Below are 25007 nucleotides of genomic sequence, written 5' to 3' on the forward strand. Positions count from 1 at the left end.
CGCGTCCACCGCCCAGCGTCCACCGCGTCACCGAGCCCGCCAAGCGCACCGCCCGCCGCCCGCCGAAGGAAGTGAACGCCCATGTCCGCACCGGCGCCGTCCCCGCCGGCCGTCGTCTCGGCCGAACCGCTGCCCCGGCAGGAGGAGGTGCTCTCCGAGGCGGCGCTCGTCTTCGTCGCCGAACTCCACCGGCGCTTCACCCCGCGCCGCGACGAGCTGCTCGCCCGCCGCGCCGAACGCCGGGCCGCGATCGCCCGTACCCCCGTGCTGGACTTCCTCCCCGAGACGGCCGCGATCCGCGCCGACGACTCCTGGCGGGTCGCGCCCGCTCCCTCGGCGCTCACCGACCGCCGGGTCGAGATCACCGGCCCGGCCGAGCGGCGGATGACGGTCAACGCGCTCAACTCGGGGGCCCGGGTCTGGCTCGCCGACTTCGAGGACGCCTCCGCGCCCACCTGGGAGAACGTGGTCCTCGGCCAGCTCTGTCTGATCGACGCCCACCGCCGCGACATCGACTTCACCGACGCGCGGACCGGAAAGTCGTACGCCCTGCGGCCCGAGGCGGAACTCGCCACGGTCGTGATGCGCCCGCGCGGCTGGCATCTGCCGGAGCGCCATCTGCGGGCCCCCGACGGCGCCGCGGTGCCCGGCGCGCTCGTCGACTTCGGCCTCTACTTCTTCCACAACGCCCGGCGGCTGCTGGACCTCGGCCGGGGCCCGTACTTCTACCTCCCCAAGACCGAGTCGTATCTGGAGGCCCGCCTCTGGAACGACGTCTTCGTCTTCGCGCAGGAGTACACGGGCCTGCCCCCCGGGACGGTCCGCGCGACCGTCCTGATCGAGACGATCACCGCGGCCTTCGAGATGGAGGAGATCCTCTACGAGCTGCGCGACCACGCCTCCGGGCTCAACGCCGGCCGCTGGGACTATCTCTTCTCCCTCGTCAAGAACTTCCGCGACGCCGGACCCGCGTTCGTCCTCCCCGACCGCAACGCGGTCACCATGACCGCGCCCTTCATGCGCGCCTACACCGAACTCCTGGTCCGCACCTGTCACAAGCGCGGCGCGCACGCGATCGGCGGAATGGCCGCCTTCATCCCCTCCCGTACGGACCCCGAGGTCAACCGGGCCGCCTTCGAGAAGGTGCGCGCGGACAAGGACCGGGAGGCGGCCGACGGCTTCGACGGCTCCTGGGTGGCCCACCCGGACCTGGTCCCCGTCGCCGCCGCCTCCTTCGACGCGGTCCTCGGCGACCGCCCGCACCAGAAGGACCGGCTGCGCGAGGACGTCTCGGTCACCGCCGCCCAACTGCTCGCCGTCGACTCGCTGGACGCGGCGCCGACCTCCGCCGGGCTGCGCAACGCGGTCCAGGTCGGCATCCGTTACATCGAGTCCTGGCTGCGCGGGATCGGCGCGGTCGCCATCTTCCATCTGATGGAGGACGCGGCCACCGCCGAGATCTCCCGCTCCCAGATCTGGCAGTGGATCAACGCCGGAGTGGTCTTCGAGAACGGCGAACGAGCCACCGCCGACCTGGTCCGCCGCACGGCCGCCGAAGAACTCGCCGCCGTCCGGGCCGAGACCGGCGAGGCCGCCTTCACCGCGGGCAAGTGGCAGCAGGCCCACGACCTGCTGCTGCGAGTCGCCCTCGACGAGACCTACGAGGACTTCCTCACCCTCCCCGCCTACGACCACCTGCCCGACTGACCGACTGGCCCCGCGCCCGGTCGCCGGGACACCTGGCGGTGTGGCGACCGTAAGCGGGCGGCCGGGGGCCCGCCGGCCCGGGTGGGGGCCGACGGGGGTGGGTCAGCGGACGATGACGGTGCGCTGGGCGGAGAAGTCGCCCCATTTGCCGTCGGGGAGCTTGGCGCGGAGTTTGATGCTGTAGCGGGTGCCGGGCGGGTCGGTGACGGTCATGGTGTACTTCGCCTTCCCGGTCGGCATGGTGCCCCAGACGATGGTGGTGGCGGGCTTGCCGTTGAGGAACAGCTCGTGGGACTCGATGTCGCCGTCGGCCTTCGGGGGCGACCAGGAGAGATCGATGCTGCCCTTGTGGACGGTGGCCGTCAGATCGGTCGGGGCGGTGCTGGGGCCCTCGCCGGAGGCCGCGGGGGTGGTGAGGTCGACCGTCTCGCTGTCGGGCGAGGAGTTGTCGGCGGCGTCGCGGGCCCGGACGGTGAAGCTGTAGACGGTGCCCGGGCGCAGGCCGGTGACCTTGGCGCTGGTCTCGGCGCCGGTGACGGTGTGGATGCGGGAGTCCTCCTGGTAGATGTCGTAGGAGGTCACCGCCGTGTTGTCGGCGGCCGGCCGCCACTGGAGGGTGACGGCGCGCTGCCCTTCGACCTCGCCGCGGAGCCCGGAGGGACGTGTGGGGGCCTTCTTGTCCTCGGGGGTGGGCGCGGGGGTGGTCACCGCCTTCGCGGGGCTGGGCTCGGAGAGATTGCCGGCCGCGTCGCGGGCCCGGACGGTGAAGCTGTACGCGGTGCTGGGCTTGAGGCCGTCGACGTCGACCATGGTCTTGGTGCCGGGCAGGGTCTTGACCTTGGCGCCCTTCTGGAAGACCTCGTAGCCGGTCACGGCCTTGTCGTCGGTGGAGGGCTCCCACATGACGTGGACGGAGGTGGCGCTGCCCGCCTGTGCGGTGACTCCGGACGGAGTGGTGGGGGCCTCGGTGTCCTTGTCGTCACCTCCGCAGGCGGTGAGCGTGAGCGCGGCCAGAGCGGTCAGCGCGAGGAGTGTGGGGGGACGTTGCACGGGTGGGACCTCCGCAAGCGGACGAGAATGGTCCAGACCTATATGACACAGAGTGTGAGCGATCAGCAAGACCTGACGGGGGATTGCCCCGGTGTGTGATGGCGTACATGCCCGCCGCCGAGGGGTCTTGGCGGTCCCCCGCGCCAAGGGCGGCGACGCGCCCGCCCGTTGGCGCGGGCCGGCCGCGCCGGTCAGCCGACGGCCGCGCCGACCACCAGGAATCCGCAGATCAGGACCGCGAGCAGGGCCAGCAGCGGCCAGACGAACCGCAGATATCTGTCGTAGCCCACCTTCGCGAGCGCCACACCGCCGATGGTGACCGCGGTCGTCGGCACCCAGAGGTTCATCCAGCCGCTGGCCGCCTGCCAGGCCGTCACCACCAGCGCCCGCGACACCCCCGCGAAGTCGGCGAGCGGGGCCAGGATCGGCATCGCCAGGGTGGCGTGGCCCGAGGTGGAGGGGATGAGGAAGGCCAGCGGGAGATTGACGACGAAGACGATGACGGCGAAGAGACCGGAGGAAGCGCCCCGCACCACGCCCTCGATGGAGTGCAGCACGGTGTCGGTGACCTTCGAGTTGTTCATGATCACCGTGACTCCCCGGGCGAGGACGATCACCAGGGCGGGCGAGATGAAGTCCGCCGCGCCCCGCACCACGGTGGCGCTGAGCCGCTGTTCGCCGAAGCGGGCGATCAGGCCCACCAGCACGGCCGCCACCAGGAACATCGCCGCCAGCTCGGGGAAGGACCAGCCGAGTTCGAAGCCGTACGGCTTCGCGTCCGCGTCGCCGCTCAGCGCGCTCGCCCAGGGGACGACCGAGAAGATCATGAAGGCGAAGACCAGGGTGACGACGGCGAGCACCGTCCGGTGCAGGGCGGTCAGCTCGGGGGGTTCGTCGGCGTCGGCGACCGTGTGGTCCCGGTCGCCGGGGAGGAAGCCGGAGAGCGAGCGGTCCGGGTCCCGGCGGACGCGTCGCGCGTAGCGGACGACGTAGCCGATGGTCACCGCCGTCAGCACCACCCACATCACGGCGCGCAGCGCGATCCCGTCGCCGAGGGAGATGTCCGCCGCAGAGGAGGCCACTCCGGTGGAGAACGGGTTCACCGTCGAGCAGAGGACGCCGACGCCGGCGCCCAGGATGATCGTGCCGGTCGCCACCATCCGGTCGTAGCCGAGGGCGAGCATCAGGGGCACGATCAGCCCGTAGAAGCCGAGGGTCTCCTCCGCGAAGCCCTCGACGGTGCCGAGGAGGGAAAAGACCAGCATCACCCCGGCGATCAGCAGCGGGCCGCGGTCGCGCAGCCGGTGGGCGAGGCGGGCGATGCCCCGGTCGAGCGCGCCGGTGGCGAAGACGACGGTGATGAAGGCGCCGATGGCGAGGACGAAGAGGAAGACGCCCGCGCTGCCGTAGAGTTCGCCGGCTAGTTCGGGGCCGACCTCGCCGGTGCGCGGGTCCTGGATGCCGTAGAGCCCGTTGACCGGGGCGAGGAAGAGATCGTTGAGGCGGTCGGTGAGGCTCTGTCCGCTGTCCACCCGGTGGTAGGTGCCCTCGACGGGCGCGCCGTTCTCGTCGAGGTCGTACGCCCCCGGCGGGATGAGGAAGGCCAGCGCCCAGACGGCGAGGGTGACCAGGACCAGGACGGTCAGCGCGCTGGGGAAGGCGAGGCGCTTACGGTCCGGGGGCTCGTCGGAGGCGGAGGCGGGCCCGTGTGCGGGCCCGTGTGCGGCCGCCGGTTCGCCGTCCCTGGGTCCCGGATCCATCGCTGAACCCCCGTTCGCGGCCGGCGCGGCCGGTTCGGTCCGTGTGATCGGTCTGATCGGTGATCGGTGTGATCGGTGCCGGTGTCGCTGAGAACAATGGATCACAGGGGCGGTGCGGTCGCACATCGGCCGGGGCCCGATGGCCGATCGGGAACTCTCTCCCTGGCGCGCGGGGGCCTGGTTCTTCCGTTTTCGAATTGCCGATCGCTACCTTTCCGGCAGAGTGATCCCGGGGAACTCGGCCGAGCAAGCCAATCGTGAGGTAGTCATGTCCACGACTGAAGAGTATTTGTCGAACAACGAGGCGTACGCGGCGACATTCTCGGGGCCGCTCGCGCTGCCGCCGGCCCGCCGGCTGGCGGTCGTCACCTGCATGGACGCGCGTATGGACATCTACGCGATCCTGGGGCTCCGCCGGGGAGACGCGCATGTCCTCCGCAACGCGGGAGGCGTGGTCACCGATGACACCGTGCGCTCGCTGGCCATCAGTCAGCGTCTGCTGGGCACCCGGAAGATCATGCTGATCCATCACACGGACTGCGGAATGCTCACTTTCACCGACGATGAATTCAAACAAGAGATCGAAGAGGATACGCAAATTCGACCGCCATGGTCCCCGGAATCCTTCAAACACCTGGAGGACGACGTTCTCCAGTCCATGCGCCGCATTCGGGTCAACCCCTTCATTCCGCACACCGGCTCGATGCGCGGATTCGTCTTCGACGTGGACGACGGCCGGCTGACCGAGGTGAAATGAGCCCGGGGCGCGGGTGGTGAGCGATGACTTCTCGACGACGGAACGGTCTGCACTCCATGGACTCCACTTCATCGAACCCCCGCCCGACGCCCCCGCCGTCCGCCGCGAGTGCGGGGCCCGGGCCGGAAAGCCCGTCCCTCCGGCCCGCCGCCGACGGTGTGGCCCGGCTTCTCGACGCCGTCGGGGACGAGCGGCTCGGCGATCCCACGCCCTGTCCCGACTACGCGGTACGGGAGCTGCTCGGGCATCTCGTCGGGCTCGCGACCGCCTTCCGGGACGCGGCGCGCAAGGATCTCGGCCCCACGACCGGCACCGATCCCGGGGCCCGGCTGCCCCTGCTGGACGACGACTGGCGGTCCCTGCTGCCGGCCCGGCTCGACGAACTGGCGGCGGCGTGGGAGCGGCCGGAGGCGTGGCAGGGGGAGACCCGGGCCGGCGGTGTCCCGCTGCCCGGCGCGGTCGCGGGGCAGGTGGCCCTGAACGAACTCCTCCTCCACGGCTGGGATCTGGCCCGCGCCACCGGACAGCCGTACGCGCCCGACGCGGCGAGCCTCCAGGTCTCGTACGAACTGCTGGCCCCGGCGGACGGACCGGCCCGGGCGGATCTGTTCGGGCCGCCGGTCGAGGTCCCCGGGAGCGCTCCGCTGCTCGACCGCGTGGTCGGGCTCAGCGGGCGGCGACCCGACTGGCGGCCCGGGGACTGAACGACCGCCGCCGGAACACCGGAACACCGGTCCGCCGGTCCCCCGAAACACCCCCGCCTGCCCGGAACACGGCCGCCCGCCCGGGAGACCTGGCCGTACGCCCCGGGCGGCCGGGCCGCCCGCTCCCTCCGCCCCCGACGGCCGGGGGCCGCCCCCCGCCCTCGTACACCGCCGACGGCCGGATCCGGGCCCCGTACGGAAGGTTCAGCGGGCGGCGGTCAGCACCTCCCGGGCCCGGGCGCGCAGACGTTCGTCGGCGTCGATGAGATCCGGCCCGGGGCCCGAGGCGACGACCCTGAGGTCGCCGTCGGCGAGGGCGGTCAGCCGGGCGGTCGTCTCGTGGGTCAGCGCCTCGGGGCCGAGGGCCGCGAGGGCGTCCAGCGCGGTGGACCACTCCAGGGCGTGCTCCGCCGAGGTGAGGAGCAGCTCCGCCGCCCGGGTCCGGTCCGCCGCCCGTCCCACGGCGCTCAGGGCGAGCAGGGCGCACGGGGCCTGGTCGGGGCGGTCGAGCAGCGCTTCGAGCGCGGGGGCGAGCGCGGCCGCCGCCGGGCCGATCAGGGCGGCGGCCCGGACCGCCTCGGTGAGGGGCAGACGGGTCCACTCGCCGTCCGCAGCCTCGGCGATCACTCCTTCGAGCACCTTCACCGGCTCGGCCGCCTCACCGGTCAGCCGCCACAGGGCCAGGGCGGTCTCCAGATCGGCCCGGAGATCGGCGACGGTGCGCCCGGCTCCCTGAGGGGTGAGGGCCTCGCGCAGCCGGGGTATCAGCACCTCGCCGTCGCAGCCCAGCTCCCCCGCCGCCCTCGGCAGCTCCGGGTCCGCGTCCTCCGACGTCAGGGCCTCCTGGAGGACTCCGACCAGCGGGTCGCTCTCGCCGGTGAGCGTCCGCAGCGCCCGCGCGGCGGCGAAACGGCCCGCCGTGTCGCCCTCCGCCGACTCGGCCGCCCGCCGCAGCAGACCGGCCGTCCTCTCCCGGCTCTCGGGCGGGCAGACCGCGGCGAGCGCCGGGGCGATCCGGGCGGGCCGCCGCTCGAAGGCGGCGGCCAGCTCGGGCAGGGCGGCCGAGGCCCTGGGGCCCCAGCTCAGCAACAGCTCCAGCAGCGCGGCGGGACAGTCCGCCAGGGAGTCGTCCTGGCCCGCGATGCCGCTGAGCCGGATGCGGATCGCGTTGAGCAGCTCGGGTGCGTAGGGCACCGGGAGGGCCGGGCGGCGGCCGGGGAGCCCGGTCACCGCCCGCAGCGTGCGCGGCCTGCCGTCCAGATCGCGGGCGAGCAGCGGGCCGGCCTGCTCGGGGGCGATCCGCAGCAGCACTTCGAGCGCGCGGTCGGCCCGCTCGCCGGCCGACTCGGCGAGCGCCGTCAGCACCGGGGCGGCCGGGGCGGCGTGGCGGCCGAGCGCCGCGAGGACCGGGAGCATCGGCGCGGGGTCGGTGAACGTCGGATCGGCCAGCAGGGCGAGCAGCGCGGGAGCCAGCCGGAGCGGCGCGCCCCGGGAGATCACGCACGCGTGCTCGGCCGCCCAGAGCGCCTCCCGGCGCGCCTCCGGGTCGGGCAGCCGCAGCGCGGCCTCGATCAGCCGATGGGCCGCCTCCCGGTCCTGGCCGGTGTCGCGGAGCAGCAGCGCGTCCACCGCGTAGTGGAGCGGCTCGGCGCGCGACGGGTCGAAGAGGTCCGCGACCCTCGGTCCGGCGGGCAGCAGCGACACCAGCGCGTCGCGGTGCGCCGACGTCCACGGCAGCCCCAGGTCAAGGCAGGTGAGCACGGCGACGATCCGCACCACGGCGGCGGGCTCGGCGGAGCCGGTGCGCCCGGCGGACGCCGTGGGACCAGCGGGCCCGGCAGGCTCAATGCGCCCGGCGGACGCGGTGGGACCGGCTGGCCCGGTGTGCTCGACCGAGGCGTCCGCACGGGAAGCGGCTGCCGGACCGGCCGGCGCGTCCGGCCCCTCGGAAGCGTCCGGCCCGGGAGCGAGCACTCCCGCGGCCGCCTCCGCGCCGACCGACGGGTCGATCCTGGCCAGCGCGGCGAGCAGCTCGGCCCGGACGGCGGGCTCTTCCCGGCCGCCGTCCCAGTGGCGGCGCAGCGCCGGGAGCGCGGCCGTCGCCCCGGTGCGTCCGGCGGCCCAGACGGCGGCCCGGCGCACCTCCGGGTCCTCCGACGCGAACAGCGGCAGGATCAGGGGCAGTTGATCGGCGACCGCCGAACGGCACGCGCCCGGCGCGGGCAGTCCGTATTCGTCCCGGCTGTCGGCTATGCCGCCGAGGAGGACCAGCAGATCGTCGCTCCGCACCCCGGCGGCGGCGAGCCGGGCGAGGAACGGCACGGCCGTCACCGTCGCGGAGTACACCGTGCCCTGGTGGAGGATGCTGCTCCACAGCTCGTCCAGGGCCTCACGCGCCCGCTCCTCGTCGCCCGCGAGCGCGCGCAGCATGCCGGGCAGATCGTCCGCCTCGCCGTAGGCGTGGTCGACATCGGCCCAGCGCACGCCGTCGAGGTCAACGAGAAGCCGCTCAAGATCCATGCCTCAGAGCATGCCACGAGGGTCTGACAACGCCCCGCGCTCCACCCCTCCCCGCTCCCGAACCCCCTTCGTTCCCAGGCTCGTTCGGCCGCCCGCGCGCCGGTTTCCCCTGCTCGCGCCGCCGCGAGCGACGTCCAAGCCGCCCGACGCCCAGGCCGCCCGACGGCCGTGAGGAGACACGGGCGACGGCCCCGGGCCGTCTGGGGCGACCGGCGCGCCCCACACCCTTCCCCCGCGACCGCACAGCCCCGCCCCGGACCGGCCCCGAACCCTCGCGCCCAGACACCCCCGCCGCGACCGAACGCCCCCGCCTCGCCCGTCACACCCTCACGACCGCGCCCGCCTCGGTCCCCGGCGGCCCGCCGCACCCGCCCCGAGGTGGTTGAAGGCCAGGTTGAGGGCGATGGCCACGACGCATCCGGTGGAGATGCCGGAGTCGAGGACGACCAGGGTGTCCTGCGGGAAGCCGTGGTAGAAGTCGGGCGAGGCGATCGGGATCAGGCCCACGCCGACCGAGGCGGCGACGATGAGCGCGTTCTCGCCCTTCTCCAGCGCCGCCGCGGCCAGGGTCTGGATGCCGGCGGCGGCGACCGTGCCGAAGAGGACGATGCCCGCGCCGCCGAGGACCGGCAGCGGTACGAGGGCGATGACGGAGGCGGCGACGGGTATGAGCCCCAGCAGCACCAGGATCCCGCCGCCCGCGGCGACGACGAAGCGGCTGCGTACGCCCGTCATGGCGACGAGGCCGACGTTCTGCGCGAAGGCGCTGCACATGAAGCCGTTGAAGAGGGGGCTGAGCGCGCTGCCGAGGGTGTCGGCGCTCAGTCCGCCGCGGATGGTGCGTTCGTCCGCCGGGCGGCCGACGATCCGGCCGAGGGCGAGCATGTCGGCGGTGGACTCGGTCATGCAGACCAGCATGACCACGCACATCGAGACGATCGCGGCCAGCTCGAACTGAGGTGCGCCGAAGTGGAACGGCGTCGGGAAGCCGAGCGCGTCCGCGTCCCCCACCGCGGCGAAGTCCGTCATCCCGAGGGCGGCGGCGACGGCGGTCCCGACGGCCAGTCCGAGGAGTACGGCGATCTGCCGGAGGAAGCCGCGCAGCACCCGGCGCAGGGTCAGCACGACGACCAGGGTGAGGGCGGCCAGTCCGATGTTCCTCATCGAGCCGTGGCCGGCCGCGGCGGCGCCGCCCCGGGACCAGGTGAAGGCCACCGGCAGCAGGGAGAGCCCGATGAGCGTGATCACGGTGCCGGTGACCACGGGCGGGAAGAAGCGGACGAGCCGGGAGAAGTACGGGGTGAGCAGCAGGCCCAGCAGCCCGGCGACGATGACCGCGCCGAAGATGACGGCCATGCCCTCCGCGCCGCGGTCCCGGCCGATGGCGACCATCGGGGTGACGCCCGCGAAGGAGACTCCGTTGACGAACGGGAGCCGCGCGCCGAACTTCCAGAGCCCGAGGGTCTGGAGCAGGGTGGCGATGCCCGCGGTGAACAGGCTCGCGCCCATCAGAAAGGCGGTGTCCCGGGCGTCGAGGCCCACGGCGGGCCCCACGATCATGGGCGGGGCCACCACGCCCGCGTACATCGCGGCGACGTGCTGGAGGCCGCTGGTGAGGAGTTTCAGGGGCGGCAGGGTCTGGTCGACGGGGTGTTTGGCCGGCTCCGGAGCGGCGGGGGCGGCCGGGGCCTCCCCCGCGGCCGGCTTCTCCCCCGCCGCCGGATCCTCCTTCGCGGCCGGATCCTCCCCCGCGGCCGGATCGGCGTCTCGGCTGGTCCCGGGCTGTGCGTCCACGGCGGTTCCTCCGGTCGGTTGCGCGTCGCTGGGGGACGTAGGCGTCAGGGGCGGTACGAGGGGAGGCGGTACGGAGCGGTGCGCGCGCGGGCGAGACGGCGCGCGGACGGGCGGGGGCGGTGCGCGTGACGAAGCGGTGCGCGCGCCGGGGCGTACGGACGCGCGTCAGGGCGTGCGGACGTACGGACGTACAGGCGCGCGGGCGTGCGGGCGTGCGGAAGGTGCGGCGGGGTCCGAACGGTCCCCGCCGGGGTACGGGTCGGTTCAGTCCCCGGCGGCGATGCGCGCGAGTCGCCGCGCCTGGTCGCGGGTGGTGCGGGCGATCGCGTCCTCGTTCACCGTGATCAGCCGGTTGTCCTCGACCACCGTCCGGCCGTGGACGAACGACAGGCTCACGGGCGCGGCCGCGCCGAGGACGAGCGCGGCCACCGGGTCGGCGATGGAGGCGTGCGCGAGCGTGTCCAGCTTCCAGAGCACGAGATCGGCCAGTTTGCCCGGTTCCAGGGAGCCGATCCGGTCCGCGCGGCCCAGTACCCGGGCGCCGCCGTGGGTGCCCAGGCGCAGCGCCTGCCGGGCGTTCAGCGCGTGTTGGCGGTGGGGGCCGAGGCGGCTGATGAGCAGGGCGTTGCGGAGTTCGGTGTGGAGTTCGCCGGATTCGTTGGAGGCGGTTCCGTCGACGCCGAGGCCGACGGGGACGCCGGCCCTCACCAGGTCGGGGACGCGGGCGATGCCCGCCGCGAGCCGGGCGTTGGAGGAGGGGCAGTGCGCGACTCCGGTGCCGGTGCGGGCGAAGGCGGCGATGTCCTCGTCCCGCATGTGCACGCAGTGGGCCATCCAGACATCGGGTCCGAGCCATCCGACGGAGGCCAGATAGTCGGTGGGGCCCATGCCGAACCGCTGCTCACAGAACCGTTCCTCCTCGACGGTCTCCGAGCCGTGCGTATGGAGCCGTACGCCCTTGCGGCGCGCCAGTTCGGCTCCCTGGCGAAGCAGTTCGGTGGAGACGGAGAAGGGCGAGCAGGGGGCGACGGCCACCTGGGTCATGGCGTCGGGCGCGGGGTCGTGGTGGGCGTCGACGGTCTCCTCGGTGGCGGCGAGCGCGCCGTCGAGCGTCTCCACGGCGAAGTCCGGGGGCAGTCCGCCGCGCGAGGTCCCGAGGTCCATGGAGCCCCGGGCGAGGGTGAGGCGGACGCCCGTCTCGCGGGCCGCCCCGACGATCGCGCCGGACAGGTCGCCGGAGCCGCGCGGGTGGACGTAGTGGTGGTCCACGGCGGTGGTGACGCCGCCCCGGGCCATCATCGCGAGGGAGCCCTGGGCCGCCGCGCGGACCATCGGCTCGTCGATCCTGGCCCAGACGGGGTAGAGCGCGACGAGCCAGTCGAAGAGACTGTGGTCGGTGGCGAGTCCGCGCGTGATCCACTGGTAGAAGTGGTGGTGGGTGTTGACCAGGCCGGGAGTCGCGAGATGCCCGGTGGCGTCGACGCGGCGGACGACCCGCTCCAGGTCCCGGGGCGCGGGTCCCGCGCCGACGGACTCGATCAGATGGTCCGCGAGGACGAGATGGCCGACGGCGTACTCGGTGTCGTTCGCGTCCACGGTGGCGACGGCGCAGTTCTCTATCACGGTGCGCGAGACCGGCATGACGGGACCTCCATTCGGTGCGCGGGCGTCCGCCCGGTCGGCTGTCGGCCCCAAGATCCTCCACGATCCCGGTCCGGCGCGGGAAGCGGAATCAGGAGCCGGCCGGGTCGGCCGGGATGCGCGCCGGGGCCCCGTCGCGGAGCACGGTGGCCTCGATGAGTCCGTAGGGGCGGTCGGCGGCGAGATAGACCTCGTCGTCGTTCCGCAGGCCGAAGGGCTCCAGATCCACCAGGAAGTGATGCTTGTTCGGCAGGGAGAACCGGATCTCGTCTATCTCCGCGCTGTCCTCGATGACCCGTGCGCCCATCTGGTAAAGCGTCTGCTGGAGGGAGCGCGAGTAGGTGTCCGCGAAGGCCTGGAGGATGTTCTGTCTGGCCCGCTCGTACGCCTGGTCCCAGTCGGGCGCGGGGAGGTCCTCGCGGTCCCACCGGTAGCGCCAGCGGGCGGTGATCTCGGTGGCGAGGACGCGGTCGTGCGTCTCCTCCAGGGTGGTGTAGCGATCCTTGGCGTATCCCCGGAATTCGGAATCCGTCGAGTTGAGCACCGTGAGGCCGGTGAGCCCGGAGACGACCTCCCAGCGGGCCCCGTCGTAATGGATGTGGCTGACCCGGGTCTCGCCTCCGGTGCGGACGAACGAGTGCCCGTGGTCGGCGTCGGCACGGGCCCCGGGGCCGGTGGCCGCGATGCGCCCCCAGGCGTACTCCTCGATGCGGACGCGCGCGCGGTGGATGCGTTCCTGGGTGGTGACGAAGTGGCGGGCGAGCAGGATGCCGAACTGCTCGGCGGACTCGATTCCGTGCTCCTTGGCGAACGCGTACACCGTGTTCTTGGCGGTGTCGGTCGGCAGGACGCTGGCGTTGGAGCCCGAGTAGTGGACCTCGTCCATGTCGCCGGAGAGGGCGATCGACACCCGGAGGTCCTTGATGTGGTGGGTGGGGCCGTCGCGGACGATTCTGACGACGCGGTTCTCCGCCTTGCCGTACTGGTTCTGTCCCAGAATGGTGGTCATGGGCGCTAACTCCCTCGGTATACGGAGTAGCCGAACGGGCTCAGGAGCAGCGGTACGTGGAAGTGCTCGCCGGGGGTGACGGTGAAGGCGACCGAGATCTCCGGGAAGAAGGCGGGGCCGTCGGGCCGGAAGTCGAGGCGGGCGTGCGCGGCGCCTTCGGGCAGGGGCGGCAGGTCGGTGCAGCGTCCGTCCGCGCCGGTCGTGGAGCCGCCGAGCGGGACCCAGGGGGCGTCGGCGGTTCCGGCGCGGACCGAGAGGCGGACGGGGAGGCCGGCGGCGGGGCGGCCGGCGGCGGTGTCCAGGACGTGGGTGGAGACCGAGGCGGCGGTCCGGGTGCTCATGCGCGCTCCTCGCGGAGGGGTGGGCCGGGCCGGGGGCTCATGCGCGCTCCTCCCGGGGGCGGCCGGCCGGGCCGGGGGCGGCGGTCAGGAGCCGGGCCAGGCGGAGGCGGTTGATGCCGGCCAGTTCGGTGCGGACGATCTCCTGTTCGCGTTCGGGCGGGTTGCCGATGCGCAGCCGGACGGCGTCGCGCATCCGCTCGGCCGTGAGACCGGTGGCGCAGATCAGGAAGACATGGCCGAACCGCCGCTGGTAGGCCAGGTTGAGTTCGAGCATCTCGGCCCGCAGTCCGGCGGCGGCCCCGGTCATCCCGCGCTGTTCCCCGGCGGAGACCGGATCTCCGGGGCGCGGGCGGCCGATGGGCGGGTGTCCGGCGACGGCCCGGGCCAGCTGCTCCGGCGTCAGCGCGGCCACGGCGCGGTCGCTCGCGGCGAGCAGGGCCTCGGCGTCGGGGTAGGGGCGTCCGGCGAGCACTCCGCCGGCCCACTCCGGGCAGACGCACACCTCGTGGAGCGCGGCGGCGGCGTCGGGCCGGGCCGAGGCGTTGAAGCGGGCGAGGCCGGCGGGCGGGCCGGCGGTCCTGGGCGGGGAGGGCGGTGGACTCGGCGTCACGGGTGCCTCCGTGGCTGTTCGTCGCGGCGGCGCGCACGGGCCGCGGGCGGAATGCGAACGGGCTGGGCACAGCTAACGCCCTCACCCGCCGAGCGTCAACACTTTGTTGAAGAATCGGGAACTCCGCTCCCTGGGCGGGAGTTGCGGGCCCCGGTGGACGGCGGCCGCCACGACCGGTCGGCTCAGCCGTCGTTCGCCGCGTTCTCCCTGTTCAGGTAGTTGTAGATGGTGAATCGGCTGACGCCGAGCGCCCCGGCGACCGTCTCCACCCCGTGCCGTACGGAGAACGCGCCGCGCGCCTCCAGACTCCGTACGACCGTCTGCTTGGTCCTGCGGTCGAGTTCGGACAGCGGCATGCCGTGCCGGCGCTCCAGCGAGAGCAGCAGCCGGTCGAGCGCGTCGGAGAGCTGGGGCAGCCGTACGGCGAGGACGTTCTCGCCCTCCCAGGCGAGCACCACGTCGTCGGGCCCGGCCTGTCCGGGAGCGACGACCTCGGCTCCCAGCGCGTCGATCAGCGGACCGACGGCGCGGGCGAGCGGATGGTCCCCCGGGCCGGTCATGTCCCGGCCTCCTCGACCACATTGACCTGGAGCGTGATCCGGGTGGCTCCGACGTGCAGGGAGCGGCGCAGCAGCGCGTCCACGGCGGCGAGCACGGCGTCGGCCCCGCCCTCGGCCGTGGTGCCGAAGGGTCCGACGTCGACGGCGTCCAGCTCGGCGGCGCGGACCGCGTCACGGGCGGCGACCGCGTGATCGGGCGGCTCCTCCAGATCGAAGGGCTCGGTCGTGAACTCCACTCGCAATCGCACTGCGCCCCCATCGCGTCCACGCTGACGTGCGCGTTCTCTCACCGCATCGGCGTGCCCCGGTCCTGGGACACGAACCCTAACGGACCCGGGCGCGGCGATCGGCGCGGATGCGCGGACCCGCCGGGGATCCCCGGCCCGCCGACGCCCCCGGGCGGCGGGCCGCACGGGGGCGTCCCGGGCCGGGGCCTGGACGTCCGACGTGGATCACCCGGGTGATATCCGGTCCGGCCGCCGGAGTTCGGCGGCCGGTACGGAGCCGGGGCCCGGATCCTCTCGCCCGATCGCGGTCCCTTGGTGGACGATGGGGGCCGACCGAGTGTGGGGGTGTGTGAGCGATGGCCGACGCGGTGCCGGTGCGGTGTCCTTCCTGTCTGCGGGACCATCTGTTCGCTTCGCCGGTGTACCCGTGCGCGTGCGGCGCTCCGCTGGCCACCCCGCTGCTGCCCGGCGCGCCGCCCGAGCCGGTCGTCCGCCGCACCTGGGCCGAGGACTGGGTGGTGGTGCGCTGCGGGGCGTGCGGGCGGCAGGACCACTGGCCGCAGCCGGAGCTGGGCTGCCCGTGCGGGACGCTGCTGCGGCTGCCGGTGCAGCGGACGGATTCCGCGCGGGGCGGGGGCGGGCGGGACCTCCCGGCCTCGCCGCCGCCGCGCGTTCCGCCGCCGCGCGCCGTGGACGCCTCGGCGCGCCCCGCCTTCCGGCCGGTCACCATAAGGACCGCGCGGGACGCGGTGAGCGTGGCCGCGCTGTATCTGCGGTGGCTCGGGTTCCACGATGTGGTCCAGCAGGAGGTGCATCCGGCGGAGGCCCGGCCGGAGGGCCCGCCGAGGACTCATCCGGAGGGCCCGCCGGAGGTGCGGACCGCCTCGGCCGCCGTGGATCTGCGCGCGGCGGGGCTGATCGCGCAGGTGGATCCCTCGACCCGGCCGGCGACGCTGCGGGATGTGGAGTGTCTGTGGCTGAACGGGCTGGCGGCGTCCGTGTCGACCGCGTTCTTCTCCCTCGCGGGGTACGCGCGGGACGCCCGGGCGCGGGCCGACGATCTGCGCGTGCCGCTCTTCGTGATGGACCTCACGGGGAGCCCGCAGCCGCTGAACGGGGCGGCGGAGGAGCTGGTGGACACGGGGGCGTGAGGGCCGGCGCGCCCGCGCGCGCCCAGCCGGGCGGCCGGTACGCCCGCAAGCCCTCACCCGGGCGGCCGGTACACGCGCGTCCGGTATGCCCGTACGCCCGCACGCCCCTGGGCATCCGGTACGCCCGCACGCCCTCACCCGGGCCGGGTCATAATTCCCGTATGCGCGTACGAAGGGCGACCGCCGCCGACCTGCCACTGCTTCAGGACATCGAACGGGCCGCCGGGGAGGCGTTCCGGGCGCTGGGGATGGCGGAGATCGCCGACGACGAGCCGCCCCCGCTCACGGTGCTGGAGCGTTTCCGCGCCGAGGGCGGGGCCTGGGTCGTCGTGGACGAGGAGCCGGACCGGGACCCGGCCGGCGGTGACAAGACCGCGGCCGGGGCCGCAGCCGGAACGGGCCCCCGCACCGGCGCCGGCACGCCGCTGGCGTATCTGCTCCACGAGGAGGTGGACGGCGCGGCCCACGTCGAACAGGTCTCGGTCCGCCCGTCGGCCGGACGCCGGGGGCTGGGCCGGGAGCTGATCGACCGGCTCGCCGACCGGGCGCGCGCCGACGGGCTCGCGGCGCTGACGCTGACGACGTTCGCCGAGGTCCCGTGGAACGCCCCCTACTACGCCCGGCTGGGCTTCCGCGTCCTCGGCGAGGCGGAACTCACCGAGGGGCTGCGGGAGATCAGACGTACGGAGCGGGAGATCGGCCTGGACCGCTGGCCGCGGGTCTGCATGCGCCGCGAACTCTGAGGCGGCGGCCGTACGGCGCGGACCGCCGCCGTACGGCCGCCGCGCCCGCGCGGTTCAGCGGGCCCCGGCCTCCCCGTACCGCTCCCTCAGCTCCACCTTGCGCACCTTCCCGCTCACCGTCATGGGGAAGGCGTCGAGGATCTCCAGCCTGCGCGGGATCTTGTAGTGCGCGAGCCGTTCGCGGCAGAAGGCGGCGATGTCGTCCAGGGTCGGCGGATCGGCGGGGTCGCGGGGGATGACGCAGGCGAGGATCTCCTCGCCGTAGCGCGGGTCGGGGACGCCGACGACCTGGACGTCGGACACCCCGGGGTGGGTGTGGAGGAACTCCTCGATCTCCCTCGGGTAGACGTTCTCCCCGCCCCTGATGATCATGTCCTTGATCCGGCCGACGATCCGCACACAGCCGTCCTCGCGCATCTCCGCGAGATCGCCGGTGTGCATCCAGCGGCCCGGGTCGACCGCCTCCGAGGTCCGCTCGGGCTCGCCCCAGTACCCCGCCATCACGCTGTATCCCCGGGTGCACAGCTCACCGGCCGAGCCCCGGGGCAGGGTCACCCCGGTGGCCGGGTCGACGATCTTGATCTCGACGTGGGGGAGCACCCGGCCGACCGTGCCGGTGCGGCGCTCCAGATCGTCGTCGCGGCGGGTCTGGGTGGAGACCGGGGAGGTCTCCGTCATGCCGTAGCAGATCGAGACCTCCGCCATGTGCATCTCGGCGACGACCCGTTTCATCACCTCCTCCGGGCAGGGCGAGCCGGCCATGATGCCGGTGCGCAGCGAGGTGAGGTCGTAGGAGGCGAAGTCGGGCAGGCCGAGTTCGGCGATGAACATCGTGGGCACCCCGTAGAGCGAGGTGCAGCGCTCGGCGGCGACGGCGCGGAGGGTGGCCGCCGGGTCGAAGGAGGGCGCGGGCACCACCACGCAGGCGGCGTGCGAGGTGGCCGCGAGATTGCCCATCACCATGCCGAAGCAGTGGTAGAAGGGCACGGGTATGCATATGCGGTCCCGTTCGGTGTAGCCGAGCAGTTCCCCGACGAAGTAGCCGTTGTTGAGGATGTTGTGGTGGGAGAGGGTGGCTCCCTTGGGGAAGCCGGTGGTGCCGGAGGTGTACTGGATGTTGACGGGGTCGTCGCAGGAGACCAGGGCCGCGCGCTCGGCGAGCCGCTCGGCGGGGACCGGCCGGGCGGCGTCCAGGAGGGCGTCCCAGGAGCCGTCCCCGATGTAGTGGACGGAGCGCAGCGCGGGGCAGCCGGGGCGCACCCGGTCGACCATGGCGCGGTAGTCGGCGGTGCGGTGGCCGAGGGAGGCGCAGAGCACCGAGACCCCGGACTGATTGAGCACGTACTCCAGTTCGTGGACGCGGTAGGCGGGGTTGATGTTCACCATGATCGCGCCGATCCGGGCGGTGGCGTACTGCACCAGCACCCATTCCGCGCAGTTGACGGCCCAGATCCCGACCCGGTCGCCCCGGTCGACGCCGATGCCGAGGAAGGCGCGGGCGAGCCGGTCGACGGCGGCTCCGAACTCGGCGTAGGTGTAGCGCGGGCCGTCCGCCACCACCAGCGCGTCGCGGTCCGGGTGGGCGGCGATCGCCCGGTCGAGGTTCTCCCCGACGGTGTCGCCGAGGAGGGGGGTGGATCCGGTGCCGTGGTCGTAGGAGAGACGGGTGCGGGTCACGGTGGTCATCGCAGGTCCCCTTCGTCGTACTCGGCGGCCGAGCCCTTCGCGGTGCGTTCGCGCAGTTCGATCCGGCGGATCTTGCCGGAGACGGTTTTGGGGAGTTCGGCGAACTCGATGCGCCGCACCCGTTTGTAGGGCGCGAGGACGGAGCGCGAGTGCGCGAAGAGCAGCCGGGCGGTCTCGGGCCCCGGCCGCCAGCCGTCGGCCAGCACGATGTACGCCTTCGGCACGGCGAGGCGCAGCGGGTCCGGCGCGGGCACCACCGCGGCCTCCGCGACGGCCTCGTGTTCGAGGAGGGCGCTCTCCAGCTCGAACGGCGAGATCTTGTAGTCGGAGGCCTTGAAGACGTCGTCGGAGCGGCCGATGTAGGTGATGTATCCGTCGGCGTCGCGCGCGCCGATGTCGCCGGTGCGGTAGTGGCCGTCCGCCATGGACTCGGCGGTGCGCTCCGGGTCTCCCCGGTAGCCGGTCATCAGTCCGACCGGCGCGGCGGAGAGGTCGAGGGCGATCTCGCCCTCCGCCGCGCCGGGTTCACCGGTGACCGGGTCGAGCAGTTCGACCCGGTAGCCGGGGCTGGGGCGGCCCATCGAGCCGGCCTTGAGGAGCTGGCCGGGGGTGTTGGCGACCTGGACGGCGGTCTCGGTCTGTCCGAATCCGTCCCGGATGGCGACGCCCCACTCGCGGCGCACGGTCTCGATGACCTCGGGGTTCAGCGGCTCGCCGGCCGCGACCGCCTCGCGCGGCGGGACGCGCAGCTGGGCGAGGTCGGACTGGATCAGCATCCGCCAGACCGTGGGCGGTGCGCAGAAGCTGGTGACCCCGGCGCGGTCCATCTCGCGCATCAGCCGGGCCGGGTCGAAGCGGGTGTAGTTGTGGATGAAGACGGTGGCCTCGGCGTTCCACGGCGCGAAGAGGTTGGACCAGGCGTGTTTGGCCCAGCCCGGCGAGGAGATGTTGAGGTGCACATCGCCCGGCCGGAGCCCGATCCAGTACATCGTGGCGAGATGGCCGATGGGGTAGGACGTGTGGGTGTGCTCCACGAGCTTGGGGCGGTCGGTGGTGCCCGAGGTGAAGTAGAGCATCAGCGGGTCGTCGGATCGGGTGATCCCGTCGGGGCTGAAGCCGCTGTCGGCGGTGGCGGTCTCGGCGTACGACAGCCAGCCCGGGACGGGGTCGCCGACGGCGATCCGGGTGTAGCCGCCGGGGACGTCCGCGAACTTGGGCGTGTCCTCGGAGCGTACGAGGACATGGGCGGCCCCGCCCCGCTCGACGCGGTCGCGCAGGTCGAGAGGGCCGAGGAGCGGGGTGGCGGGGATGACGACGGCGCGGAGCTTGATGGCGGCGAGGGCGGTCTCCCACAGCTCGTGCTGATTGCCGAGCATCACGACGAGCCGGTCCCCGGCCCGGACGCCGTGGGCGCGCAGCCAGTTGGCGACCCGGTCGGAGCGGGCGGACAGCTCGGCGAAGGAGAGCCGGGTCTCGGCCCCGTCCTCCTCCACGATGTGGAGCGCGGTGCGGTCGTTTCCGTCCGCGACGGCGTCGAACCAGTCGAGTGCCCAGTTGAACCGCTCGGGCCGGGGCCACACGAATCCGTCGTACGCGCGCCGGTAGTCCTCCCGGTGTCGCAGCAGGAAGTCCCGGGCCTGCCGGAACTCCTCGGTAGCGCCGCTTGCGGTCATGTGCCCTCCTCATTGCCTCACCACTCAGTAGCATCGTGTAATCAGTGACGTACGTCTCACCACCCCCGATCGGGGGGTGACCCCCCGCGGGATGCCCGCAGTGGGAGTACGGGAGGGAGGGAAGCGGTGTCCGAGCCTGCCGAGGCGGTGGAGATGCGCGCCGCGCTGGTGCGGCTGCGCCGGGCGACCGGGATTCCGATCACTTTCGGGGGGTTGTCGGACGACGCCCGGCGGCTGCGGATCGCCGAGATCAGCGGGGCGCGGACCAACGCCCTGCACGGGCTGTCGATCTGCGCGGGCAACGGGCTCGGCGGGAAGTCGATGGCGCTGTCCCGGCCGTGCGCGGTGACCGACTACAGCGAGGCGCGCCACATCAGTCACGAGTACGACGCGGCGGTCTCGGCGGAGGGGCTGCGCTCGGTGCTCGCGGTGCCGGTGGTGGTGCGCCGGAAGGTGCGCGGGGTGCTGTACGGGGCGCTGCGGCGGCCGGTGCCGCTGGGCGACCGGACCTTCGACGCGGCGGTGGCGGCGGCGCGGGACGTGGAGCAGGCGCTGGTGGTCCGGGACGAGGTGCGGGGGCTGCTGGCGCTGGCCCGGGAGCCGGTGGCGGGCCTCGGCGCGTGGGAGGAGGTGCGCGAGGTGCACGGGGTGCTGCGGGCGCTGGCCCCGCAGATCGCCGACGCGGTGCTGCGGGAGCAGTTGCTCAGGGTGTGCGGCCGGCTGGCGGCGGCCGGCGGGGGCGCGCCGGCGGACGCGCCGGGCGGGGCCGGGTCGGTCGCGCTGGCCCCCCGCGAGGTGGATGTGCTGGCGTGTGTGGCGGCGGGTTCGACCAACGCGGCGGCGGCGGAGAGGCTGGGGCTGCGCCCCGAGACGGTGAAGGGGTATCTGCGCGCGGCGATGCGGAAGCTGGGGGCGCACACCCGTCTGGAGGCGGTGGTGGCGGCCCGGCGGGCGGGGCTGCTGCCCTGAGCGGGGCGCGGTCGCCGACAAGAGGGCGTCAAAGAGCGGGGCGGGACGGTCAGCGGGGCGTCAGGGAAGGGCCGCGGGGGCGGGGCACGGGCATAGCTTTCGGAGGACCGGCGGGGCCTCCCGCCGGCCGGCGCCCGCGTCGGCTTCCCCCCTGCGGAGGACACCGTGAAGACCCTCGCCCATGAGGACACCGAGACCGCCGACCCCGACGAACCCCGCCCGGCGGGGCTCCTGTACGTGCCGGTTCGGCTCGGCTCCGCCGGAGGACGCCGACTGCGCTTCCTGCGCACCCCGCTCGGGACGCGCACCGCCGTCGGGTTCACCAGCCGTGAACGTCTCGTCCGCGTCATGGGCGCGGGCCAGCCGTGGATCAGGCTCGCGGAGCCGGCGCTGCGGTCTCTCGCCGAACCTCTGGGGGTGACCGTGGTGACGGTGGACCCCCGGCTCACCGCCCCCTCCCCCGCCGCCCGCGGCACGGGGGCCCCGGCCCGGCCCTGCGCGCGCCGGCTCTCCCGAACCGAGGTGTGAGGATGACCGCGCTCTCGACGACCCCGCTGTCGTTCCCCGTGCCGGCCGCGCCCTCGGTGTGGCCCGCGTCCGCCGTCGCCGCGCCGGGCGGCGACGTCTCGGTGGGCGGGGTGTCGCTCACCGAACTCGCCGGGCGGTACGGCACCCCGGCCTATGTCGTGGACGAGGCCGAGGTGCGCGCCCGGGCCGCCGCCTGGCGGCGGGCGCTGCCGGACGCCGAGGTGGTCTACGCGGCCAAGGCGTTCCTGTGCCGGGCCATGGTGGACTGGATGGAGGAGGAGGGCCTCGGCCTCGACGTCTGCTCGGCGGGCGAGCTGGAGCTGGCCGCCTCCCGGGGCTTTCCCGCCGACCGGATCGTGCTGCACGGCAACGCGAAGTCGCCGCACGATCTGCGGACCGCGCTGCGGCTGGGCGTGGGGCGGATCGTCATCGACTCGGAGTGCGAGATCGCCCGGCTCGCGGCGCATGTGCCGGGCCCGGAGGCCCAGCAGGTGATGGTGCGGGTGCTGCCGGGGATCGAGGCCGGCGGCCATCGCAAGATCCGTACCGGCGCGGAGGGACAGAAGTTCGGCCTCTCCATCGCGGAGGGCGACGCGGAGGACGCGGTGGCCCGGATCCTCGGCCAGCCGCGCCTGGAGCTGACGGGGCTGCACACGCATCTGGGGTCCCAGATCGCCTCCCCGGAGCCGTACACGCGCGCGGTGCGGCGGGTGATCGCGTTCATGGCGCGCATCCGGGACCGTTACGGGATCACTCTGCCCGAACTCGATCTGGGCGGCGGCTTCGCGGCGGCCCAGCTGCCCGGCGATCCGGCGCCCGCGCCGGCCGCGTACGGCAGGCGGATTAACGACGCGCTGGTGCGCGCCTGCGCGGAGTTCGACCTCCCGCGGCCCCGGCTGACCGTGGAGCCGGGCCGCTCGATCGTCGCGGCCGCCGGGGTCGCGCTCTACCGGGTGCTGTCGGTCAAGCGCACCGGCGGGCGGGTCTTCGCCGCCGTCGACGGCGGGATGAGCGACAATCCCCGGCCCGCGCTGTACGGGGCCCGGTACACGGTGCGCATGGTGGGCCGGTCGGCGGACGCGCCGATGCGGGCGACCTCGGTGGTCGGCCGGCACTGCGAGGCGGGCGATGTGCTCGCGGAGTCGGTGGAGCTGCCGGAGGATCTGCGGCCGGGCGATGTGCTGGCGGTGCCCGCGTCGGGCGCGTACCAGGTGTCGATGGCGTCGGGCTACAACCTGACCGGGCGGCCGCCGGTGGTGGCGGTCGCCGGCGGGCGCTCGCGGCTGCTGATGCGGCGGGAGGCGTTCGAGGACCACCTCGGGCGGGATGTCGGCCTCTGATCCCGCCGCCGGGCGGCCGGTTCGCTCGGGTCACTCGGGCAGCGGGCCGAAGCGGATGTCGTACGAGGCGGCCGCGGAGAGCCGGGTGAGCGTCAGCTCGGCCTCCGCGGCCACCTCCTCGCGCACGGCCCGGCTCAGGGGGCCGAAGGGCGACACGGTCAGGATCGCCCGCGCCCCGGTCCCGGTCAGCCGCCAGACCCCCGCGAGCAGACCGTCGACCAGGAGGGTGGGGAAGGACTGATTGCCGCGCCAGGTGAGGGCCCGGTGCCGGTGGTCGGCGACCACCCGGGAGCGGTCGGCGTGCGAGAGCAGCAGATTGTCGTACTCGGGCAGCAGGCGCGGCGGCGCGGGGGTGTCCTCCGGGGGCCTCGGCGCGTCGGGCAGATCGAAGAGTTCGACGCCCCGCTCGTCCTGGAAGACGGCCAGTTCGGGGCGGAGGCGCTCGAAGACCTCCCGGGTCCGGGTCAGTCCGGACCAGGTCTGGAGATCCTTCACGGACGCGGGTCCGAAGGCGGCCAGATAGCGGCGCAGAAGATCCTCCGGCGCGGCGGCGGGCCCGGCGGGGCGGCCGAACCAGTGCTCGGCGGTGGTGAGGGCGACCTGTCCGCTCCGGCCCCACAGTCCGCGCGGGGTGATCTGCACCAGCGGGAGCACACAGCGCGCGGCCACGGAGAGCGCGAACGGGTCGGCGTGCGGCCATGCGGCGCCCAGCTCCTCGCGGAGCTGCTTCATCGTCCTCGGCTCCGCCTCGACCAGCTCCCGGGCGCGAACGCGCAGCCTGTCGAGGTCGACGCCGGTGAGCCCGGAGCGGAAGGCGCGCAGCTCGCGGTCGGGCGCGCCCGGCTGGAGCAGCGGGCGCAGGGCGAGGCAGTCGTCGGCCGAGTGGGTGTGGAGGGTGGAGCGCAGGGTGACGAGGCGGGCGACGTCGCGGGAGGCCATCAGCGCGGACAGCTCACCGGGGTCGAAGTCCGCGAGCCGGGCGGCGAGGGCGTGGTACGGGGGTGTGACGTTCTGCGCCTGGAGTCCGACGAGATGCTCCACCGCTCCCTTGACGGACAGCTCGCTCCGGGGCGTCCGGCGCAGCAGCAGCTGCCGGGCGAGGGTGGCCCGGCCGAGGGCGCGGGGGCCGAGCACGGGAGGGGTGGTCGTGGTTGCCATGGTGTGCACGGTACGGAGGATCGCGGACGGTTCCTGTCCTCGATCGGGCCGCGATCGGCCGTCCGGCGCAGGCGATCCCCCCGGCGGCGGGCCGGGCCGTGAGGGGGCGTCGGCGTCGGCGGGCCGGTCAGACGGTGAACGGCCGCTGGGCGAGGAAGTCCTCGCCCGGGCTGCCGAGGAGGTACAGATTCGGGGTCTGGTTCCTCGGCATGCGGTTCACGATGTCCTCGTGGAAGGTGCGGTAGTCCTCGGTGAACGCGCCGTGGTTCCAGACCTTGAGCAGGGTCTCCGTGAAGAGTCCGTTGACCGGTCCGTCGGAGGCGGTCTGATCGTCCTGGCAGGCGGAGATCAGCAGCGCGCTCGCGGGCTCCTCGCGGCCCCTGTCCTCGCGGAGCCGCCGCTGGAGGCCCTGGAAGAAGTCGCGGTCCCGTTCGTAGATCTCCCGCTGTTTGTCGTCGGGCATGGCCCGCACCGCGGCTCCGGCGCCGGGGGCGAGTTCGACGGCGCTGCCGCTGTGGCAGGAGTCGAGGAACACCAGGATCCGCACGCCGTCGGCGAAGCGGGCGAACTCCCGGCGGAGTTCGTCGTCGAGGAACTCCCGGTCGTAGAGGACGAGGGTCTCGTCGCGGCGGTCGGGTTCGTCGTCCGGGCCGGTGGTGTCGGGCACCTGGCCGCCGTGGCCCGAGTAGGTGAACAGCAGGATGTCGTCGCGCACCAGGCGTTCGGCGGCCTTGCGCAGCTCCGAGGTGATGTTCTTGACGGTGCCGTCGGCGGTGAGCACGACCGAGGTCTCGAATCCGGCGTCGCCCGCGATCCGGGCCAGGTCGTGGGCGTCGTTCTCGCAGGCGACGAGCCGGCCGTCCCAGCCGCCGTACTTGGCCGGGTCGACGGTGTTCAGTCCGATGTGGAGGGAGAGGCCGGTGGCCATGGGGGCTCCTGTGCTGGAAGGGGTGCTCGCAGGGATGCGTTCCATGGGCCCCGGCGGTCTCAATCCCGAGCCGGGGCCAACCGCCTGAACGGTCCCGCCCCTCGGCGCTCCCGGCACGGGACCGCCGCGAGCCGGGAGCGTCCCCCGGTCC

General features: G+C 74.0%; 22 protein-coding genes. 8 read left to right on the forward strand and 14 right to left on the reverse strand.

Going from position 1 to position 25007, the window contains the following annotated elements; genetic code table 11:
• The first annotated feature begins 81 nt into the window (after window positions 1-81).
• A complete protein-coding gene (aceB, locus tag ACF089_RS30945) occupies window positions 82-1707 on the forward strand; it encodes a malate synthase A (protein WP_392033806.1) in 1626 nt (541 codons plus the stop codon).
• Between the two features lie 102 nt (window positions 1708-1809).
• Here the strand turns inward: aceB and ACF089_RS30950 are convergent, their stop codons facing one another.
• Both ACF089_RS30950 and ACF089_RS30955 read right to left on the reverse strand, forming a co-directional pair.
• Entirely contained in the window at window positions 1810-2757 is a 948-nt protein-coding gene (locus ACF089_RS30950; RefSeq protein WP_392033808.1) for a fibronectin type III domain-containing protein, read from the reverse strand.
• Between the two features lie 191 nt (window positions 2758-2948).
• Window positions 2949-4517: a YfcC family protein gene (locus ACF089_RS30955; RefSeq protein ID WP_392033811.1), complete on the reverse strand. Its 1569-nt coding sequence runs from the start codon at window positions 4515-4517 to the stop codon at window positions 2949-2951.
• Window positions 4518-4785: 268 nt separating this feature from the next.
• Between ACF089_RS30955 and ACF089_RS30960 the strand changes: the two genes are divergently transcribed.
• Window positions 4786-5274 carry a beta-class carbonic anhydrase gene (locus ACF089_RS30960; protein WP_392033934.1) on the forward strand — a complete coding sequence of 163 codons (489 nt, stop codon included), beginning with the start codon at window positions 4786-4788 and terminating at the stop codon, window positions 5272-5274.
• Between the two features lie 23 nt (window positions 5275-5297).
• Entirely contained in the window at window positions 5298-5978 is a 681-nt protein-coding gene (locus ACF089_RS30965) for a TIGR03086 family metal-binding protein (RefSeq protein WP_392033814.1), read from the forward strand.
• A gap of 204 nt (window positions 5979-6182) precedes the next feature.
• Here the strand turns inward: ACF089_RS30965 and ACF089_RS30970 are convergent, their stop codons facing one another.
• The 8 genes from ACF089_RS30970 to ACF089_RS31005 all read right to left on the reverse strand — a co-directional run bounded on the left by ACF089_RS30970 (window position 6183) and on the right by ACF089_RS31005 (window position 14701).
• Window positions 6183-8498, reverse strand: a complete 2316-nt coding sequence (locus ACF089_RS30970) for a HEAT repeat domain-containing protein (RefSeq protein WP_392033817.1) — start codon at window positions 8496-8498, stop codon at window positions 6183-6185.
• A gap of 327 nt (window positions 8499-8825) precedes the next feature.
• Complete coding sequence (locus ACF089_RS30975; RefSeq protein WP_392033820.1) at window positions 8826-10292, reverse strand: nucleobase:cation symporter-2 family protein; 1467 nt, start codon at window positions 10290-10292, stop codon at window positions 8826-8828.
• 264 nt (window positions 10293-10556) lie between these two features.
• Window positions 10557-11933, reverse strand: coding sequence for an 8-oxoguanine deaminase (locus ACF089_RS30980; protein ID WP_392033823.1), 1377 nt, complete (start codon window positions 11931-11933; stop codon window positions 10557-10559).
• 91 nt (window positions 11934-12024) lie between these two features.
• Window positions 12025-12942 carry a factor-independent urate hydroxylase gene (gene pucL, locus ACF089_RS30985; protein ID WP_392033826.1) on the reverse strand — a complete coding sequence of 306 codons (918 nt, stop codon included), beginning with the start codon at window positions 12940-12942 and terminating at the stop codon, window positions 12025-12027.
• A 5-nt stretch (window positions 12943-12947) separates the two neighbouring features.
• Window positions 12948-13283: a hydroxyisourate hydrolase gene (locus ACF089_RS30990; protein ID WP_392033829.1), complete on the reverse strand. Its 336-nt coding sequence runs from the start codon at window positions 13281-13283 to the stop codon at window positions 12948-12950.
• A gap of 37 nt (window positions 13284-13320) precedes the next feature.
• Window positions 13321-13893, reverse strand: a complete 573-nt coding sequence (uraD, locus tag ACF089_RS30995; RefSeq protein WP_392033832.1) for a 2-oxo-4-hydroxy-4-carboxy-5-ureidoimidazoline decarboxylase — start codon at window positions 13891-13893, stop codon at window positions 13321-13323.
• Between the two features lie 182 nt (window positions 13894-14075).
• Window positions 14076-14453 (reverse strand): helix-turn-helix domain-containing protein, encoded by a 378-nt coding sequence (locus tag ACF089_RS31000; protein WP_392033835.1) that lies wholly within the window; start codon window positions 14451-14453, stop codon window positions 14076-14078.
• A complete protein-coding gene (locus tag ACF089_RS31005; protein ID WP_392033837.1) occupies window positions 14450-14701 on the reverse strand; it encodes a hypothetical protein in 252 nt (83 codons plus the stop codon). The genes ACF089_RS31000 and ACF089_RS31005 overlap by 4 nt, the downstream gene beginning before the upstream one ends.
• Before the next feature lie 335 nt (window positions 14702-15036).
• On the opposite strand from ACF089_RS31005, the gene ACF089_RS31010 reads away from it, so the two are divergent.
• Together ACF089_RS31010 and ACF089_RS31015 are read left to right on the forward strand one after the other, a co-directional pair.
• Window positions 15037-15831: a hypothetical protein gene (locus ACF089_RS31010; protein ID WP_392033840.1), complete on the forward strand. Its 795-nt coding sequence runs from the start codon at window positions 15037-15039 to the stop codon at window positions 15829-15831.
• A gap of 161 nt (window positions 15832-15992) precedes the next feature.
• Window positions 15993-16574, forward strand: coding sequence for a GNAT family N-acetyltransferase (locus ACF089_RS31015; protein ID WP_392033842.1), 582 nt, complete (start codon window positions 15993-15995; stop codon window positions 16572-16574).
• A 54-nt stretch (window positions 16575-16628) separates the two neighbouring features.
• Here the strand turns inward: ACF089_RS31015 and ACF089_RS31020 are convergent, their stop codons facing one another.
• Window positions 16629-18260, reverse strand: coding sequence for an AMP-binding protein (locus ACF089_RS31020; protein ID WP_392033845.1), 1632 nt, complete (start codon window positions 18258-18260; stop codon window positions 16629-16631).
• Window positions 18257-19933, reverse strand: a complete 1677-nt coding sequence (locus ACF089_RS31025; protein ID WP_392033848.1) for an AMP-binding protein — start codon at window positions 19931-19933, stop codon at window positions 18257-18259. Before ACF089_RS31025 ends, ACF089_RS31020 begins: the two co-directional genes overlap by 4 nt.
• Window positions 19934-20086: 153 nt before the next feature.
• Between ACF089_RS31025 and ACF089_RS31030 the strand changes: the two genes are divergently transcribed.
• From ACF089_RS31030 to lysA, 3 genes are all read left to right on the forward strand, one after another.
• Window positions 20087-20902, forward strand: coding sequence for a response regulator transcription factor (locus tag ACF089_RS31030; protein ID WP_392033937.1), 816 nt, complete (start codon window positions 20087-20089; stop codon window positions 20900-20902).
• A gap of 165 nt (window positions 20903-21067) precedes the next feature.
• Window positions 21068-21430, forward strand: coding sequence for an SAV_915 family protein (locus ACF089_RS31035; RefSeq protein WP_392033850.1), 363 nt, complete (start codon window positions 21068-21070; stop codon window positions 21428-21430).
• Between the two features lie 2 nt (window positions 21431-21432).
• Window positions 21433-22770: a diaminopimelate decarboxylase gene (lysA, locus tag ACF089_RS31040; RefSeq protein WP_392033853.1), complete on the forward strand. Its 1338-nt coding sequence runs from the start codon at window positions 21433-21435 to the stop codon at window positions 22768-22770.
• Between the two features lie 30 nt (window positions 22771-22800).
• Here lysA and ACF089_RS31045 read toward each other — a convergent pair whose 3' ends face one another.
• The gene (locus ACF089_RS31045; protein ID WP_392033855.1) at window positions 22801-23928 is read right to left on the reverse strand and encodes a winged helix DNA-binding domain-containing protein; all 1128 of its coding nucleotides are present in this window, start codon (window positions 23926-23928) and stop codon (window positions 22801-22803) included.
• A gap of 127 nt (window positions 23929-24055) precedes the next feature.
• Window positions 24056-24856: a caspase domain-containing protein gene (locus ACF089_RS31050; RefSeq protein ID WP_392033857.1), complete on the reverse strand. Its 801-nt coding sequence runs from the start codon at window positions 24854-24856 to the stop codon at window positions 24056-24058.
• Window positions 24857-25007 lie beyond the last annotated feature (151 nt).

Source organism: Streptomyces sp. NPDC014894, assembly GCF_043080985.1.
Taxonomy (GTDB): domain Bacteria; phylum Actinomycetota; class Actinomycetes; order Streptomycetales; family Streptomycetaceae; genus Streptomyces.

Coding starts and splice junctions, on each gene's coding strand:
- aceB (WP_392033806.1), top strand. CDS start 82: ATGTCCGCACCGGCGCCGTCCCCGCCGGCCGTCGTCTCGGCCGAACCG.
- ACF089_RS30955 (WP_392033811.1), bottom strand. CDS start 4,517: ATGGATCCGGGACCCAGGGACGGCGAACCGGCGGCCGCACACGGGCCC.
- ACF089_RS30960 (WP_392033934.1), top strand. CDS start 4,786: ATGTCCACGACTGAAGAGTATTTGTCGAACAACGAGGCGTACGCGGCG.
- ACF089_RS30965 (WP_392033814.1), top strand. CDS start 5,298: ATGACTTCTCGACGACGGAACGGTCTGCACTCCATGGACTCCACTTCA.
- ACF089_RS30970 (WP_392033817.1), bottom strand. CDS start 8,498: ATGGATCTTGAGCGGCTTCTCGTTGACCTCGACGGCGTGCGCTGGGCC.
- ACF089_RS30980 (WP_392033823.1), bottom strand. CDS start 11,933: ATGCCGGTCTCGCGCACCGTGATAGAGAACTGCGCCGTCGCCACCGTG.
- pucL (WP_392033826.1), bottom strand. CDS start 12,942: ATGACCACCATTCTGGGACAGAACCAGTACGGCAAGGCGGAGAACCGC.
- ACF089_RS30990 (WP_392033829.1), bottom strand. CDS start 13,283: ATGAGCACCCGGACCGCCGCCTCGGTCTCCACCCACGTCCTGGACACC.
- ACF089_RS31000 (WP_392033835.1), bottom strand. CDS start 14,453: ATGACCGGCCCGGGGGACCATCCGCTCGCCCGCGCCGTCGGTCCGCTG.
- ACF089_RS31010 (WP_392033840.1), top strand. CDS start 15,037: ATGGCCGACGCGGTGCCGGTGCGGTGTCCTTCCTGTCTGCGGGACCAT.
- ACF089_RS31015 (WP_392033842.1), top strand. CDS start 15,993: ATGCGCGTACGAAGGGCGACCGCCGCCGACCTGCCACTGCTTCAGGAC.
- ACF089_RS31020 (WP_392033845.1), bottom strand. CDS start 18,260: ATGACCACCGTGACCCGCACCCGTCTCTCCTACGACCACGGCACCGGA.
- ACF089_RS31025 (WP_392033848.1), bottom strand. CDS start 19,933: ATGACCGCAAGCGGCGCTACCGAGGAGTTCCGGCAGGCCCGGGACTTC.
- ACF089_RS31030 (WP_392033937.1), top strand. CDS start 20,087: ATGCGCGCCGCGCTGGTGCGGCTGCGCCGGGCGACCGGGATTCCGATC.
- lysA (WP_392033853.1), top strand. CDS start 21,433: ATGACCGCGCTCTCGACGACCCCGCTGTCGTTCCCCGTGCCGGCCGCG.
- ACF089_RS31045 (WP_392033855.1), bottom strand. CDS start 23,928: ATGGCAACCACGACCACCCCTCCCGTGCTCGGCCCCCGCGCCCTCGGC.
- ACF089_RS31050 (WP_392033857.1), bottom strand. CDS start 24,856: ATGGCCACCGGCCTCTCCCTCCACATCGGACTGAACACCGTCGACCCG.